Genomic DNA, 15,504 nt, shown 5'->3' on the forward strand with positions numbered 1-15,504 from the left:
GGCACTGACGGCGCCGAGTTCTACTCGGCCGCCACCGGAAGCCGAGCCCGCGCGAACACCGTCTCGCGACCCGGCGCCGGGTGGCGCGGGATCATCAGCGCCAATGTGAACGACACCCCTGCCATGCCGGCGGCCAGCAAAAAGACCGCATCCGGCGCGACCAGCCAGAGATAGCCCAGCGCGGCCGGCAGGAACACGGCGGCGATGTGGTTGATGGTGAAGGCCACGGCCGCCGTCGGGGCGATATCGCCCGGATCGGCGATCTTCTGGAAATAGGTCTTGAGCGCCAGCGCCAACGCGAAGAACACGTTGTCGATCACGTAGAGCGCGGCGGCGACCGCGACGCCCCAGCCGAACCAGTAGAGCCCACCATAGGCGAGGAACACGCCCATCAGCCCGGCATACTCGACCATCAGCCCCTTGCGCTCGCCCCAGCGGGCGACCGCCCGCCCGATCAGTGGGGCGCCGAAGATGTTGGTCAGCAGGGTGATCAGGAACAGCGCCGTCACCTCATGCACGTCGTAGCCGAACTTCTCGACCATCATGAAACCCGCGAAGACCACGAAGATCTGCCGCCGCGCGCCGGCCATGAACTGCAGCGCGTAGTAGAGCCAGTAGCGGCGGCGCAGCACGAAGCTCTTGGTCTGGGGATGCGGCTCGCGGAAGGCCGGGAAGGCGAACCAGCAATAGAGCGCCACCGCGGCGCAGAAACCGCCCGAGACCATGTAGACGAAATCATAGGACAGCCCGAGGCTCTCCCAGGTCAGCACGATCGCCAGATAGGCCACCAGCGTCGCCCCCGCCCCGGCCGAGACCAGCCAGCCCAGCATTTGCGGCGCGCGGTCCTTGGGCAGCCATTGCAGCTGCAGCGACTGGTTCACCGTCTCGTAGTAGTGAAAGCCGATCGAGGAGAGCATGGTGATGGTCAGGATGCCGCCCATCGAGGGGAACTGCGCGGTGAGCGCGGTGGCAATGCCGAGCAGCCCCAGCGAGATCAGCGCCAGCGACTGCTCGCGCACGAAGAGCAGGATCGCGATCACCCCGATGGCGAGAAAGCCCGGCACTTCGCGCACCGTGTGGAGCCAACCGATATCCGAGCCGTCGAAGCCCGCTGCCTCGATGACGAAGTTGTTCAGGAGCGCCGACCACGTGGCGAAGGCCACCGGCATGGCCATTGCCATCAGGAAGAGGAGCGCCACAGGCCTGCGCCAGATCGGCAGGGTCCGGGCCTCGGAAAGCGGCATCGGAATACGTGTCATGCGCAAGCATTACGGTCTGCCGCGCCGCTTGGCGAGAGGTCATGCGCACCGAAATCGCCGGCGGGGGGTTCGGCAGGCGGCGCGGCCGCGACGGGTCAGCGGTCGTGGATGCCCTTGCCTTCGAAGATCCGCGGCGTCCATTTCTCGATGCGGGCATACCGCGTCGCCGATTGCTTGGCACCCGCGATGGTCAGCGCATAGCCGCGCTGCCGCCCCGGGGTCAGCGCGGCGAAGGCCTCGGCCAGGGCGGGGTCCGCGTCGAGCGCCGCGACCAGCTCCTCGGGGAGGTCGATATCGTCCTTGGGCAGCACCACCCGACGCCCGGCGCGGTCGAGCTCCACCGCTTCGGTGATGTAGCGGCGCAGCACCGTCTCGCGCGCCGCGATGTCGGCCAGATCCCGAAACACCATCATCCGCACCGCGCGCGAGTTCGGCCCCGGCGCCACCAGCATGCCTTCGGGGTCGGAGAGCAGAACGCCCTTGAAGAAGGAGATGCCGCAGCGCTCGGCATAGCCCGCGACCATGGCGGTGTTGCCGCCCGCGCAGGTGTAGCAGGGCGCGCGCCACTTCCAGACCTCCTCGATACCGTCGGTATCGCGCAGGATCGCTCTGAGCGCCGATTTCTCCGCCTTCCAGCGCCCTTCGCGCGCATAAAACGCCTCGATTCTCGCGTCGTCGTCCATGATCCGCCCCTCCCCGCCCGATCCTTTTCCGGCGCGGAGGGCCCGGTCAACGGGTCACAGAAAGCTTTGCGGGTCGATGTCGATGGCGAGCCGGGCATTGGCCGGCACCTTCACCTGCGCCGCCCATTGCGCGAGCGCCGCCTGCAGCGGCGCGGTCTTCTCCGCCTTGACCAGAAGCCGCACCCGGTGCCGTCCGCGCACCCGGGCGATGGGCGCCGGGGCCGGTCCGAACAGCTGCGCCCCGATCCGGCGCAGCGGCGCGTCGAGCCGGGCCAGCCGATTGCCGAGATCGAAGGCCTGCTGCATGTCCGGGGACGAGATCACGATGCCGGCCATCCGCCCATAGGGCGGCACGCCGGCGGCGCGGCGCGCGGCGGCCTCGGCGGCCCAAAACCCTTCCTCGTCGCCGGACAGGATCGCGCGGATCACCGGATGCTCGGGTTGGAAGCTCTGCAAGAGCGCGGTGCCGCGCGCCTCGGCGCGCCCCGCGCGCCCCGCCACCTGCCGCATCAGCTGGAACGTCCGCTCGGCCGCGCGCAGGTCCGAGCCCTGCAGCCCGAGATCGCTGTCGATCACCCCCACCAGCGTCAGCTTGGGAAAATTGTGTCCCTTGGCGACGAGCTGGGTGCCGACGACGATGTCCGCCGCACCCTCGGCGATCTCGAGGATGCGGGCCTTGAGCGCGCGGGCCGAGCCGAACAGGTCCGAGCTGAGCACCGTCACCCGCGCGTCGGGAAACAGCGCCTGCGCCTCTTCGGTGATCCGCTCCACCCCCGGCCCCACGGCGGCGAGCTTGCCCGCCACCTCGCAGTTCGGGCAGGTCTCGGGCATCGGCGCGGTCTCGCCGCATTGGTGGCACATGAGCCGCTTGAGAAAGCGGTGCTCGACCATCCGCGCGTCGCAATGCTTGCAGCCGATCTGGTGGCCGCAGGCGCGGCACAGGGTCAGCGGTGCGTAGCCACGGCGGTTGAGGAACAGGAGCGACTGCTCGCCACGTTCCAGCCGCTGCATCACCGCGCCCTTGAGCGCGGGCGAGATCCAGCTGCCCGAAGGCACCTCCTCCGTGCGCATGTCGATGGCGCGCATCTCGGGCATCACGGCGGGGCCGAAGCGGCTTTCGAGGTCGAGGCGGGCATATTTGCCCTGCTGCACGTTGACCCAGCTCTCCAGCGACGGCGTGGCCGAGGCCAGCACCACCTGCGCCCTTTCGAGCGAGGCGCGCAGCACCGCCATGTCGCGCGCGTTGTAGAGCACCCCGTCCTCCTGCTTGTAGGAGGTGTCGTGCTCCTCGTCGACGACGATGAGCCCAAGGTCGTGGAACGGCAGGAACAGCGCCGAGCGCGCGCCGACCACCAGCTGCGCGCCGTTCTCGGCCACCATCTTCCAGCAGCGCCGCCGCTCGGTGGTGGTGACGCCCGAATGCCACTCCGCGGGCTTGGCGCCGAAGCGCGCCTCGACCCGGGTCAGGAACTCCGCCGTGAGCGCGATTTCCGGCAACAGCACCAGCGCCTGCCGGCCGCGGGCCAGACAGGCGGCCACCGCCTCGAGATAGACCTCGGTCTTGCCCGAACCGGTGACGCCCTTGAGCAGCGTCGTGCCATACCGCCCGCCCGCGATGCCCGCGCGCAGGGCCTCGGCCGCCGCCGCCTGGTCGCCGGTCAGCGGCTTGCCAGGCATGTGCGGATCGAGGGTTGGATAGGCCACGTCGCGCGGCGCCTCCTCCTCGATCACCGCGCCGGAGGTCAGGAGACCCTTGATCACCGAGGAGCCGACCCCTGTCAGCTCGGCCAGTTCTCCCAGAAGAAAGGCCAGCCCGTCATGCTCTTCCAGCAGGTCGAGCACCCGGGCGCGCGCCGGCGTCATCCGCTCCGGCTGGCCGTGGCCACGCCGGTAGATCTTGCGCATGCCCGGCGGGTCTGTGAGGCCAGGCGCGCGGGTCGCCAACCGGAGCATCGCCGGCATCGGCGTGAGCGTGTAATCCGCGACCCGGCCGAGGAATTCGCGCATCACGGCGCGCATCGGCGGCAGGTCGAGCACGCGGATCGCGCTCTTGACCTTGGCGGGGTCGTAATCGCCCGCGCCCGGACCCCAGACCACCCCGTTCACCTTGCGCGGGCCGAACGGCACCTCGACATGGTCCCCCGGCGCGCAGCCGCCTCGCGGCGCGCGGTAATCCAGCACCCGGTCGAGCGGCTGGGTGGTCAGCACGCCGATCAGCGCGCCCTCCTCGAAGCGGGACGTGGTCATGGGCTGTCAGGCACCTCTGGCGCGGCGGAGCCGTCAACATGCGCCGCGCGCGCCGGGGCTTCAAGTGAGCAGCGCGTCGCAGGCTTCATCCCGATGCCTGTCGCCCCCATATGGGAAAGGCGCTGTTCCACCGCCGCGTCGCTTGCTAGACCGGGCGCGAAGCCGCCCCGCGCCGGGGCGCCGCGTCACCACATTGCGCCCCACGGGCGCGCGACATCTGACAGGGAGAGACCCATGAAATTCTTCGTCGATACCGCCGAGATCGACCAGATCCGCGAACTCCACGATCTGGGCATGGTCGACGGCGTCACCACCAACCCGTCGCTGATCATGAAGTCGGGCCGTGACATCAAGGAAGTGACCAAGGAGATCTGCTCGATCGTCGACGGCCCGGTTTCGGCCGAGACCGTGGCGCTCGACGCCGAAGGCATGATCGCCGAGGGCCGCGAACTGGCCAAGATCGCCGATAACATCGCGATCAAGGTGCCGCTGACCTGGGACGGCCTCAAGGCCTGCAAGACGCTCACCGACGAAGGCCGGATGGTCAACGTGACGCTGTGCTTCTCGGCCAACCAGGCGCTTCTGGCCGCCAAGGCCGGCGCGACCTTCATCTCGCCCTTCATCGGCCGGCTCGACGACCTGAACCTCGACGGCATGGAGCTGATCGCCGACATCCGGCAGATCTACGACAACTACGGCTTCGAGACGCAGATCCTCGCCGCCTCGATCCGCAACGCCAACCACATGTCCGAGGCCGCCAAGATCGGCGCCGACGTCGCCACCGCCCCGGCGGCGGTGATCAAGGCCATGGCCAACCACGTGCTGACCGACAAGGGCCTCGACGCCTTCCTCAAGGACTGGGCCTCGACCGGTCAGAAGATCGTCTGATGACCCAGCGGGGCGCTGTGCCTTCCGCGCCGCGCCCCGCCGCATTTTCGCCACACCGGGGCGCATCGCCCCGCTGGGGCTGCTATGCTCGCGGCGATGCGACTGCCCGGATCTGCCCAGATGACTGACGACACCTCCCCCGATGACGGGCTGCGCGAGCGCATCCTCGCCGACCCTGCCCGGCTGCTCGACGACCCGGCGATCATGCGGGCGCTGGTCGAGGCCGATGCCGGGGCCCGTGGCTCCAACGTGGTCGATCTGCGCGGCCTCGCGATGGAGCGGCTGCAGTCGCGGCTCGACCGGCTCGAAGACACGCATCGCTCGGTGATCGCCGCCGCCTACGAGAATCTTGCCGGCACCAACCAGATCCACCGCGCCGTGCTGCGGATGATGGATGCCACCCGGTTCGAGACCTTCCTGCAGGACCTCTCCGGCGAGGTGGCCGACATGCTGCGGGTGGATGTCGTCCGGCTGGTGCTGGAAACCGCGCGGCCCGAGGACGACCCCGCGATCGCGCGGCTCTCGGACGTGCTGTCGGTGGCCGAGCCGGGATTCGTTGCCGATTACGTCACCCAGGGCCGCAACGTGCCGCCGCGCCAGGTCTCGCTGCGCGCGGTCGAGCCGCAGGAGGCCGGGCCCTATGGCGCCCGCGCCCCGGAGATCCTGTCCGAGGCCTGCCTCCGGCTCGATTTCGGTCCGGGCCGCCTGCCCGGCATGCTACTGCTGGGCGCTACTGACGCGTCTCGCTTCGCCCCGGCGCAAGCCACCGACCTCATGGGTTTCTTCGCCGGCGTGTTCGAGCGGCAGATGCGGCGCTGGCTATCGTGATTTCGCCCGCGCTGACCGACGCGATGGGGCGCTGGCTCGACCACGAGCGGGCGCTCAACGGCGCCGCGCGCAACACCCTCACCGCCTATCAGGCCGACGTTCTGGGATTTCTGGGCTTCATGCAGGCGCATCACGCCGAAGCGCAGGGCCTCGCCGCGATCGCGCGGGTCACGGTGTCGGACATGCGCGCCTGGATGGCGCATGAGCGCGGCCGCGGCCTTTCGGCGCGCAGCCTCGCCCGCGCGCTCTCGGCGGTGAAATCCTTCTATCGCTGGCTCGCCGAGCGCGAGGGGTTCGAGCCGACGGCGGTGCTGTCGACCCGGGCGCCGCGCCTGAAGCCCCGGCTGCCGCGCCCGCTCGACGAGGAGGCGGCGGCACGGATGCTCGAGACGGTCGAGCTGCAGTCTCGCGAGCCTTGGGTGGCGGCGCGCGACGTGGCGGTGGTGACGCTGCTGTGGGGCTGCGGGCTGCGGATCTCCGAGGCGCTGTCGCTCACCGGCGCGCAGTTGCCGCTGCCGGAGACGCTGCGCATTTCCGGCAAGGGCGGCAAGGAGCGGCTGGTGCCGGTGCTGCCGGCGGCGCGCAAGGCGGTGTCGGACTACGTCCGGCTCTGCCCGCACGCGATGGATCCCGGCCTGCCGCTGTTTCGAGGCGTGCGCGGCGGCGCGCTGGGCCCGCGTCCCATCCAGAAGGCGATGGAGATGGCGCGGATGCAGCTCGGCCTGCCCTCCACGGCCACGCCGCACGCGATGCGCCACAGCTTCGCCACGCATCTGCTGAGCGCCGGCGGCGACCTGCGCGCGATTCAGGAACTTCTGGGCCACGCGTCGCTTTCGACCACTCAGACCTACACCGCGGTCGATGCGGCGCGTCTCATGGAGATCTACGATCGTGCCCATCCCCGCGCCTGAAACGCACGCGTTGCACCCGGCCGAAGGATCGGACAAGAGGGACGGCATGACTGACGCACGCAAGGCCCTCGGGGTCCATCTCTTCACCGCCACCGGTGCGGTCTTCGCCATGCTCGCCATGCTCGAGGCGGTGCAGGACGACTGGAGCATGATGTTCTTCTGGTTGGTCGTCGCCTTTGCCGTGGATGGCATCGACGGGCCGCTGGCGCGCAAATACGACGTCAAGCGCAACGCGCCGATCTTCGACGGCGTGCTGCTCGATCTGGTGATCGACTACCTGACCTACGTCTTCGTCCCGGCCTTCGCGCTGTTCGAATCGGACCTGCTGCCGGGCTGGACCGGCTGGCTGGCGATCATCGTCATCACCTTCGCCTCGGCGCTCTATTTCGCCGACACGCGGATGAAGACCAAGGACAACTCCTTCCAGGGCTTTCCGGGCTGCTGGAACATGCTGGTGCTCGTGCTCTTCGCGCTCTCGCCCAACTTCTGGATCATCCTGGCGCTGGTGGTGGTACTGTCGATCACCATGTTCCTGCCGGTGAAGTTCATCCACCCGGTCCGCACCAAGCGCTGGCGCGCCGTGTCGCTGCCGATGGCGCTGGCCTGGACCTTCTTCGCAGGCTGGGCGGCCTGGGTCGATTTCGATCCCCAGAGCTGGGCGCATTGGGGTCTCGTTGTCACCTCGGTCTACCTGCTCGGCGCCGGCGCGGCGCAGCAGGTCGTGCATGGCAAGGACGGCTGAGCCGGCTCAGAACCGGGTCAGCGCCACCCCCGCCACGATCAGCCCCGCCGAGACCGCCTTGCCGCGATCCATCCGGTCGCCGAAGGCGGCCCAGCCGATCAGCACCGCGAACAGGATCGAGGTTTCGCGCAGCGCGCTGACCAGCGCGATCGGCGCCAGCGTCATCGCCCAGACCGCGATCGCGTAGGCGCCGTAGGAGGTGGCCGCCGCCAGCGCCCCCTGCCCCCAGACGCGCGGCCCCACGCGCAGCAGGCCGCGCCCACCCGTGGCCAATGCCACTGGTGGAAACAGCAGCGCCGAGGCCACGAAGAGCCAGCCGACATAGGCGACCGGATCGCCCGAAAGCCGCGCCCCGAGACCGTCGACCAGCGTGTAACCGGCGGTGCCCATCGCCGCGCCCAGCGCGTAGGGGATCAGCCTGCGGCTCTCGCCAGAGCCCAGCGCGCCCCGGGCCATGCCGAGGATGCCCAGCCCCAGCACCAGCACGCCCGCCACCGCCACCGGCTCGAGCGCGTCGGCGAGGAACAGCGCGCTGACCACCAGCACCGCCATCGGCGCGGCACCCCGGGCGATCGGGTAGACCCGGCTCAGATCGCCCTGCTCGTAGGCCAGCGCGAGGAAGCCGTTATAGGTCGCGTGACAGACCGCCGAGGCGGCGATCCAGGGCCAGACCTCGGCCTCGGGCCAAGGCCGGGTCAGCGCCACGGCGAGACCCATCGCGCCCTGCACCAGTGTCAGGATCACCATGCCGGCGAGCTTGGACGCGCCAAGCTTGATCATCGCGTTCCAGCTGGCATGCAGGAAGGCCGCGAACATCACTGCCGCGAAGACCGGCAGCGTCATTGTAGGGTGCACCCCGGCTTGGGGAGACGCCGCGAATGGGAGCCGGTCCCCAGCCCCCTTTCACCACGCCCCCTACCGGCAGAACCGCCGCCGCCGCGCGTCGCGCGACGGCGAAGGGATGTCACGCCAGCGCCGCGTCGCATCGCGCGCAGACGCCGGGATGCGCATGGGTGCCGACATCGGGCAGGATCTTCCAGCAGCGCTGACATTTCTCGCCCTCGGCCGCTTCGAACACCACGCCCACACCCTCGACCTCCGGCAGGCGGAACGCCTCGGCCGGGGACGGGTCGCCGGTCAGGTAGATCGCCGAGGTGATGCACAGATCCTCGAAATTCACGCTCTTGAGCGCGGCCAGCGCCTCCTCGTCGCGGACATGCACCACCGGCGCCGCCTCGAGCGAGGCGCCGATCACCTTGTCGCGCCGCGCCACTTCGAGCGCCGCCGTCACCACGCGCCGCACCTTGCGGATCGCGGTCCACTTCGCCGCCAGAGCCTCGTCGCGCCAGGATTGCGGCGTCTCGGGGATGTCGGTGAGATGCACCGAGGCGTCGTCGCCCGGGTGCCGCTCCAGCCAGACCTCTTCCATCGTGAAGACGAGGATCGGCGCGAGCCAGGTCGTCAGCCGGTGGAACAGCAGGTCGAGCACAGTGCGCGCGGCGCGGCGGCGCGCGGTGTCGCCGTCGCAGTAGAGCGCGTCCTTGCGGATGTCGAAATAGAAGGCCGACAGCTCCACGGTCGCGAAGGTGAAGACCGACTGGAACACGCCCTGGAAGTCATAGGCGTCGTAGCCCTCGCGCACGGTCTGGTCGAGTTCGGCGAGGCGGTGCAGCACCCAGCGCTCCAGCTCGGGCATCTCGGATGCGTCGACCCGGTCCGCTTCGGTGAAGTCCGCCAGCGATCCCAGCAGGAAGCGCATTGTGTTGCGCAGCCGGCGGTAGCCGTCGGCGGTGCCCTTCAGGATCTCCGGCCCGATCCGCAGGTCGGCGGTGTAGTCCGACTGCGCCACCCAGAGCCGCAGGATGTCCGCGCCGTACTGCTTGGTCACGTCGGCGGGGCTGACGGTGTTGCCCAAAGACTTGGACATCTTCATGCCCTTCTCGTCGAGCGTGAAGCCATGCGTCAGCACGCCGCGATAGGGCGCGCGCCCCTTGGTGCCGCAGGATTGCAGCATCGAGGAGTGGAACCAGCCGCGATGCTGGTCGGTGCCCTCAAGGTAGAGATCGGCCAGACCGTCCTCGGAGCCGTCCTCGCGGTCGCGCAGCACGAAGGCATGGGTCGAGCCGGAATCGAACCAGACGTCGAGGATGTCGAAGACCTGCTCGTAGTCATCGGGGTTCACGGCGTCGCCGAGGAAACGCTCCTTGGCGCCATCCTTGTACCACGCATCCGCGCCCTCGGCCTCGAAGGCCTCGAGGATGCGGGCGTTCACCGCCTCGTCGCGCAGCAGGAAGTCGGGATCGGTGGGGCGGGCCCCCTTCTTCACGAAGCAGGTCAACGGCACGCCCCAGGCGCGCTGGCGCGACAGCACCCAATCGGGCCGCTGTTCGATCATCGAATGCAGCCGGTTGCGCCCGGTCTTCGGCGTCCAGGTCACCAGCTCGTCGATCGAGGTCAGCGCCCGCTCGCGGATGGTCTTGCCGTACTGGTCCTGCCCGTCGCCGACCTCGCGGTCGATCGCCGCGAACCATTGCGGCGTGTTGCGGAAGATCAGCGGCGCCTTGGAGCGCCAGCTATGCGGGTAGGAGTGCTTGATCTTGCCACGCGCGAAGAGCTTGCCCGACTGCGCCAGCGCGTCGATGACGGCCGCGTTCGCGTCGCCCTCCTTGCCGTTGGGCTTGAGGATGCGCTTGCCGCCGAACAGCGGCAGATCGGCGCGGAAGGAGCCATCCTCCTCCACGTTGTAGGTGATGACCTCCGCCAGCATGCCGGCGTCGCGGTAGAGCTCGAACTCGTCCATGCCGTGGCTCGGCGCGCAATGCACGAAGCCGGTGCCGTCCTCGTCGGTGACGAAGGGCGCAGCGCGGAAGTCGCGCGGCTGATCCCACTCGCCCATCCCCCCTTCGATCCCGGCAAAGGGATGCGCGACCGACAGCCCGTCGAGCGACGGCGCATCGCCGATCCGCTCCCAGCCGTCGACGCGGGCCTTGTCGAGGCAACCCTCGGCCAGCTTGTCGGCGAGCAGCAGCTTGTCGCCGGTCTTGACCCAGTTGTCCTCGGGCGCGCCGGTAATCTGGTAGACGCCGTAGGAGATGTCGGGGTGATAGACGACGCCCTTGTTCGAGGGGATGGTCCAAGGCGTGGTGGTCCAGATCACCACGTCGGCGCCTTGCAGCAGCGGGTCGTCGGAGCCCAGCACCGGGAAACGCACCCAGATTGTGAAGCTTTCCTTGTCGTGATACTCGACCTCGGCCTCGGCCAGCGCGGTCTTCTCGATGGGCGACCACATCACAGGCTTGGAGCCCTGGTAAAGCACGCCGTTCATCAGGAACTTCTGGAATTCCTCGGCGATCACCCGCTCGGCGTGGAAGTCCATGGTTAAGTAGGGCTTCTCCCACTTGCCGGTGATGCCGAGCCGCTTGAACTCCTCGCGCTGGATCTCGACCCAGCCCTCGGCGAACTTCCGGCATTCCTGCCGGAAGTCGATCACGTCGACCTTGTCCTTGTCCTGGCCCTTCTTGCGGTACTGCTCCTCGATCTTCCACTCGATCGGCAGGCCGTGGCAGTCCCAGCCGGGGATGTAGCGCGCGTCGCGGCCCATCATCTGCTGCGAGCGGACCACCATGTCCTTGAGGATCTTGTTGAGCGCGTGGCCGATATGCAGGTTGCCGTTCGCATAGGGCGGGCCGTCATGCAGGGTGAAGGGCTTGCGGCCCTCGGCCTTCTCGCGCAGCCGGTCATAGACCCCGATCTCCTCCCAGCGGGCAAGCCATTCGGGCTCGCGCTTGGGCAGGCCCGCGCGCATCGGGAACTCGGTGCGCGGCAGGTTCAGGGTGTCCTTGTAGTCGGGGGTCTCGGTCTGGGTCTCGGGCGTATCGGCGCACATCGCTGTTCGGTCCTGTCGAAGTCCGGTCGTGTCGGAATGTCTGATGAAGGGCGGCGCGGCGTCAGCTCATGCGCCTTGTCCCGGCGGCCCTGATCCTCAGAGCGCCGGGCCGGTAATTCGCGTGATATGGGCGCGAAGGGCCGTCATGCCCGCGCTTATAGGTGCGCGCGGATCGGGGGTAAAGCGTCCGCCCCCTCGCGGCGCGGCGCGGGTCGCGCTATGCAGAGCGACGAGAGGAGCCGCCATGCCCGAGCCGCGTATCGAGGTCACGCCCGAGGAGATCGCCCGCGTCGTCGCGGCGTTCTATGCGAGGGTGCGCGCCCATCCGGGGCTCGGTCCGGTATTCGCCCGCCACGTGACCGATTGGCCCGCCCACGAAGCGCTGGTGGCCGCCTTCTGGGAGAGCGCGATCCTTGGCCGGCCGGGCTATCGCGGCAGCCCGCTCAAGGTGCATCGCGACGCCCGCGACGTGCGCCCCGGCATGTTCAGCCTCTGGCTCGCGCTGTTCGACATGACCCTGCGCGAGGAGTTGCCGGCCGAGACCGCCGAGGCTTGGTCGGTGCTGGCGCATCGGATCGGCCGCACCCTGCGCGCCGGTGTCACCGAGCGCGAAACCCATGCGGGCGGGGTGCCGAAGCTGATCTGAGCGGGCGACGCCCCGCCTCAGCCCTTGCGCGACCCGAACAGCCCGGTGAGCGCGCGCGCCACCAACCCCGAGACCGACGGCCGCTCCACCGCGCGGAAGGGCAGCGGGCGGCAGACCTCGATCGCGGCCACGCCCACCCGTGCGGTCAGCGCGCCGTTGACCACCCCCTCGCCGAAGCGGCGCGAGACGCGGCTGAGCACGCCGCCCCCCGCGACCGAGCCTACGAGGTCGTCGCCCACCGCCACGGCGCCGGTGGCCACCAGATGGGTGAAGACCGACCGCGTCAGCCGCCAGGCGCCCAGCGTGCCCGACCGGCCGCCATAGATCTCCGCCACCCGCCGGATCATCCGCAGGTTCGAGGTCAGCGCTGCCGTCACGTCGGCCAGCGCCAGCGGCACGACCGCCGTCACCGTCGCCACCTGTCGCGCCGCCGCCTCGACCTCGCGCAGCGCCGCCTGGTCGAGCGGCGCCAGCAGCTCGCGCTCCGCCAGCCCCAGCACGCCGTCGGCATCGAACAGCTCCGCGTCGCGCGCCTTCACCCGCGCCAGGCCGGACGCCAGCTCATCGCGCCCGGCATAGAGCGAGATCATCTGCGCCGAGACCGCCCGTGCCAGCGCGAGGTCCTGCGCGCCCAGCGCCGCGCCCGCATCCCTCTGGATATGGTCGAGCCGCGCCAGCCGCCGGAAGGCCCAGGCCTCCTTGATCGCGATCGCCAGCAGCAGGGCGATCACGAGCGCCACGAGCACCGTGGCGATCGCCCCCAGAAGCGGGTTCGCCGCCAGTAGCCCCGCCACCCAGCTCCAGGCCGCGACCGAGAGCATGAAACCCACCAGCGTGGCCAGTACGGCGAAGAACCAGCGCGCCAGCCGCGAGCGCGGCCGCGCCGCCATGACCGCCACGCGGGTCATCGCGGCGCTGTGCGGCAGTCCCGGCTCGGGCACCGGGGGCGCGGTGGCGGGCGTGATCTCGGGAGCGGCCTCCTCCTCGAGGTCGATCACCACCGGCCCGCGCCGCTTTTCGTCGCTCATGCCTGCCTCCTCACAGCCGGTCGCCCAGCAGAAACTCCGCCGCCCGGTCGAGCCGGATATGCGGCGGCCCCTCGCCCGGGCGCAGCTTCAGCCGCGCCGGGGCGAAGTTCATCACGGAATAATCCCCGTCGAGCCAGCGCTCCGCTCCCGCCCGCGCCGGGGCCAGAAGCTGCGACGGGTCGTCCGGCAGGGCGCCGGCATGCAGCGCCGCCTGGCGCCCGGTTTCCTGGAGCCTGCCGCGCACCACGTCGATCTCCTCGCCGCCATGGCTGATCCGGTCCTCGACCGTGGTACGCAGCGCCGCGATCGACATGGCCTGGGTCTTGGCCCCGGCGAAATCGGCGCGGTCGCGCGCGTCGCGCAGCAGCGCCTCGGTGATCGCGGCGAGCTTGGCGTGTTCGGTATGGTGCAGGTGGTCCGCCTTGGTCGCGGCGAACAGGATGCGGTCGATCCGCCGCCCTTGGAAGATGCGGCTGAGAAACGCGTTCCGGCCGGGGCGGAAGGCGCGCAGGATGTCGGCCATCGCCGCGCGCAGATCCTCGACCGCCTGCGGCCCGGCATGGATCGCCGAGAGCACGTCGACCAGCACCACCTGCCGGTCGATCCGCGCGAAGTGATCGCGGAAGAACGGCTTCACCACCTCGCGCTTGTAGGCCTCGTATCGCCGCTCCATCTCGCGGCCCAGGCTGCCCTTCGCGCCTGCCTCTCCCGGCAGCGGCGCGAAGGTCAGCACCGGCGAGCCCTCGAGATCGCCCGGCAGCAGGAACCGCCCCGGGGTGCAATCGGAATACCCCGCCTCCCGCGCCGCCACGAGATAGGCAGTGAAGGCCCGCGCCAGCGCCTTGGCACGCGGCTCCTCCAGCGGGGCCGCCGGGTCGGCCTCGGCCAGCGCCGCCATGAAACCCGCCGCCTCGGGGATCGTCGCGGCGCGCCGCTCGACCCGGCCCCGCGCCTCGCGTGACCACTCGGCGTAACTCTTCTCGATCAGGCCGAGATCGAGCAGCCATTCGCCGGGATAGTCGACGATGTCGAGATGCACGGTCCTCGGCCCCTGCACCCCCGCCAGCAGCCCGCCCTGCCGCACGCGCAGCGACAATCGCAGCGCGCTGGTGCGGCGCGTGCCTTCGGGCCAGCTCGGCTCGGGTGCCAGCAGCCGGGCGAGGTGATCCTCATAGGCGAAGCGCGCCACCGTGTCGTCGGGCTGCGGTCGCAGCACCGCCGCCTCGATCCGCGCGCCGGTCGCGAATTGCGGCATCCGGTCGCGATCCATCAGGTTGGCGACCAGCGAGGTGATGAACACCGTCTTGCCTGCCCGCGACAGCCCGGTCACGCCGAGCCGGATCGTAGGGTCCGTGAAGGGCGCGATCAGGCGATCCGTCACCCCCTCGACCCCGCGCGTGATGCCGTCCGTGATCGCCCCGATGACCAATGCGCCGCTCCTTGCCCGTCTCGGCGGGAAGATAGGCATGCGCGCCCGGATTGGACAGGGGCGCGCCCGACGGATGGCAGCGGAGCGTGTGGCCGGGTCCGGGCGGAGGGGATCGCGCGCTTGCCAAGCGGCGGCGCCGAAGCTACCCGCAGCGCCATGCCACGCTATGCCCTCAAGGTCGAATATCACGGCGCCCCCTTCTCCGGCTGGCAGCGCCAGGCCGAGCACCCCTCCGTGCAGGGCGCGATCGAGGCCGCGCTCGCCAAGCTGGAGCGGCGCCCCCACACCATCGCCGCCGCCGGGCGCACCGATGCCGGCGTCCACGGGATCGGCCAAGTCGCGCATTGCGACATGGAAAAGGACTGGGACCCGTTCCGCCTCTCCGAGGCGCTGAACTTCCACCTCAAGCCCGAGCCGGTGGCGATCACCGCCTGCGCGCGTGTCGACGACGACTTCCACGCGCGGTTCTCGGCCACCTGGCGGCAATACCTGTTCCGGCTGGTGACGCGGCGCGCGCCGCTCACCCATGACCGCGGCCTCGCCTGGCAGGTGCCGCACCCGCTCGACGCGAAGGCGATGCAGGAAGGGGCCGACCGGCTCCTCGGGCGGCACGACTTCACCACCTTCCGCTCCTCGATCTGCCAGGCGGACTCGGCGTGGCGGACGCTCGACCGGCTCGACGTCGAGGCGGTCGAGGGCATGAGCGGGCCAGAGATCCGGTTTCACGTGAAGGCGCGTTCCTTCCTGCACAACCAGGTGCGCAGCTTCGTCGGCACGCTGGAGCGCGTGGGCGCCGGGGCCTGGACGCCCGACGACGTGTCGGCCGCGCTGGAGGCACGCGAGCGCGCCGCCTGCGGCCCGGTCTGTCCGCCGCACGGGCTCTATCTCGCCGCCGTCGGCTACGGCACGGATCCCTTCGATCACAATTGATCATGGTCCGGGAACGGGCTGTTGCCT

At 70.1% G+C, this 15,504-nt stretch carries 13 protein-coding genes; 6 read left to right on the forward strand and 7 right to left on the reverse strand.

The genetic code is table 11. The features are described 5' to 3' along the window. Positions 1-20: 20 nt before the first annotated feature. The 3 genes from FHS00_RS09895 to FHS00_RS09905 all read right to left on the reverse strand — a co-directional run bounded on the left by FHS00_RS09895 (position 21) and on the right by FHS00_RS09905 (position 4,189). The gene (locus tag FHS00_RS09895; protein ID WP_183472463.1) at positions 21-1,259 is read right to left on the reverse strand and encodes an MFS transporter; all 1,239 of its coding nucleotides are present in this window, start codon (positions 1,257-1,259) and stop codon (positions 21-23) included. 95 nt (positions 1,260-1,354) lie between these two features. Continuing rightward, positions 1,355-1,942 (reverse strand): YdeI/OmpD-associated family protein, encoded by a 588-nt coding sequence (locus FHS00_RS09900; protein ID WP_221188781.1) that lies wholly within the window; start codon positions 1,940-1,942, stop codon positions 1,355-1,357. A gap of 54 nt (positions 1,943-1,996) precedes the next feature. Continuing rightward, entirely contained in the window at positions 1,997-4,189 is a 2,193-nt protein-coding gene (locus FHS00_RS09905; RefSeq protein WP_183472466.1) for a primosomal protein N', read from the reverse strand. 234 nt (positions 4,190-4,423) lie between these two features. Between FHS00_RS09905 and fsa the strand changes: the two genes are divergently transcribed. The 4 genes from fsa to FHS00_RS09925 all read left to right on the forward strand — a co-directional run bounded on the left by fsa (position 4,424) and on the right by FHS00_RS09925 (position 7,558). After that, a complete protein-coding gene (gene fsa / locus FHS00_RS09910) occupies positions 4,424-5,077 on the forward strand; it encodes a fructose-6-phosphate aldolase (RefSeq protein ID WP_183472468.1) in 654 nt (217 codons plus the stop codon). Positions 5,078-5,197: 120 nt separating this feature from the next. Further along, positions 5,198-5,905: a DUF484 family protein gene (locus tag FHS00_RS09915; protein ID WP_183472471.1), complete on the forward strand. Its 708-nt coding sequence runs from the start codon at positions 5,198-5,200 to the stop codon at positions 5,903-5,905. After that, complete coding sequence (locus tag FHS00_RS09920) at positions 5,902-6,816, forward strand: tyrosine-type recombinase/integrase (RefSeq protein WP_183472474.1); 915 nt, start codon at positions 5,902-5,904, stop codon at positions 6,814-6,816. The genes FHS00_RS09915 and FHS00_RS09920 overlap by 4 nt, the downstream gene beginning before the upstream one ends. Before the next feature lie 46 nt (positions 6,817-6,862). Next, positions 6,863-7,558: a CDP-alcohol phosphatidyltransferase family protein gene (locus FHS00_RS09925; RefSeq protein ID WP_183472477.1), complete on the forward strand. Its 696-nt coding sequence runs from the start codon at positions 6,863-6,865 to the stop codon at positions 7,556-7,558. 6 nt (positions 7,559-7,564) lie between these two features. Here FHS00_RS09925 and FHS00_RS09930 read toward each other — a convergent pair whose 3' ends face one another. Together FHS00_RS09930 and ileS are read right to left on the reverse strand one after the other, a co-directional pair. Continuing rightward, positions 7,565-8,401 carry a DMT family transporter gene (locus tag FHS00_RS09930; RefSeq protein WP_183472480.1) on the reverse strand — a complete coding sequence of 279 codons (837 nt, stop codon included), beginning with the start codon at positions 8,399-8,401 and terminating at the stop codon, positions 7,565-7,567. Positions 8,402-8,522: 121 nt separating this feature from the next. Continuing rightward, positions 8,523-11,444 (reverse strand): isoleucine--tRNA ligase, encoded by a 2,922-nt coding sequence (gene ileS / locus FHS00_RS09935; protein WP_183472484.1) that lies wholly within the window; start codon positions 11,442-11,444, stop codon positions 8,523-8,525. A gap of 244 nt (positions 11,445-11,688) precedes the next feature. Here ileS and FHS00_RS09940 point away from each other — a divergent pair, with 244 nt between their 5' ends. After that, positions 11,689-12,090, forward strand: a complete 402-nt coding sequence (locus tag FHS00_RS09940; RefSeq protein ID WP_183472486.1) for a group III truncated hemoglobin — start codon at positions 11,689-11,691, stop codon at positions 12,088-12,090. Between the two features lie 17 nt (positions 12,091-12,107). On the opposite strand, the gene FHS00_RS09945 is transcribed toward FHS00_RS09940, so the two are convergent. Both FHS00_RS09945 and FHS00_RS09950 read right to left on the reverse strand, forming a co-directional pair. Further along, a complete protein-coding gene (locus tag FHS00_RS09945) occupies positions 12,108-13,118 on the reverse strand; it encodes a YcjF family protein (RefSeq protein WP_183472489.1) in 1,011 nt (336 codons plus the stop codon). 10 nt (positions 13,119-13,128) lie between these two features. Next, positions 13,129-14,547: a YcjX family GTP-binding protein gene (locus FHS00_RS09950; RefSeq protein ID WP_183472492.1), complete on the reverse strand. Its 1,419-nt coding sequence runs from the start codon at positions 14,545-14,547 to the stop codon at positions 13,129-13,131. Between the two features lie 156 nt (positions 14,548-14,703). Between FHS00_RS09950 and truA the strand changes: the two genes are divergently transcribed. Next, positions 14,704-15,477 carry a tRNA pseudouridine(38-40) synthase TruA gene (gene truA, locus FHS00_RS09955; protein WP_183472495.1) on the forward strand — a complete coding sequence of 258 codons (774 nt, stop codon included), beginning with the start codon at positions 14,704-14,706 and terminating at the stop codon, positions 15,475-15,477. The last annotated feature ends 27 nt before the right edge of the window (positions 15,478-15,504 follow it).

Origin of the sequence: Limimaricola variabilis, from assembly GCF_014195545.1 — a bacterium.
Taxonomy (GTDB): domain Bacteria; phylum Pseudomonadota; class Alphaproteobacteria; order Rhodobacterales; family Rhodobacteraceae; genus Limimaricola; species Limimaricola variabilis.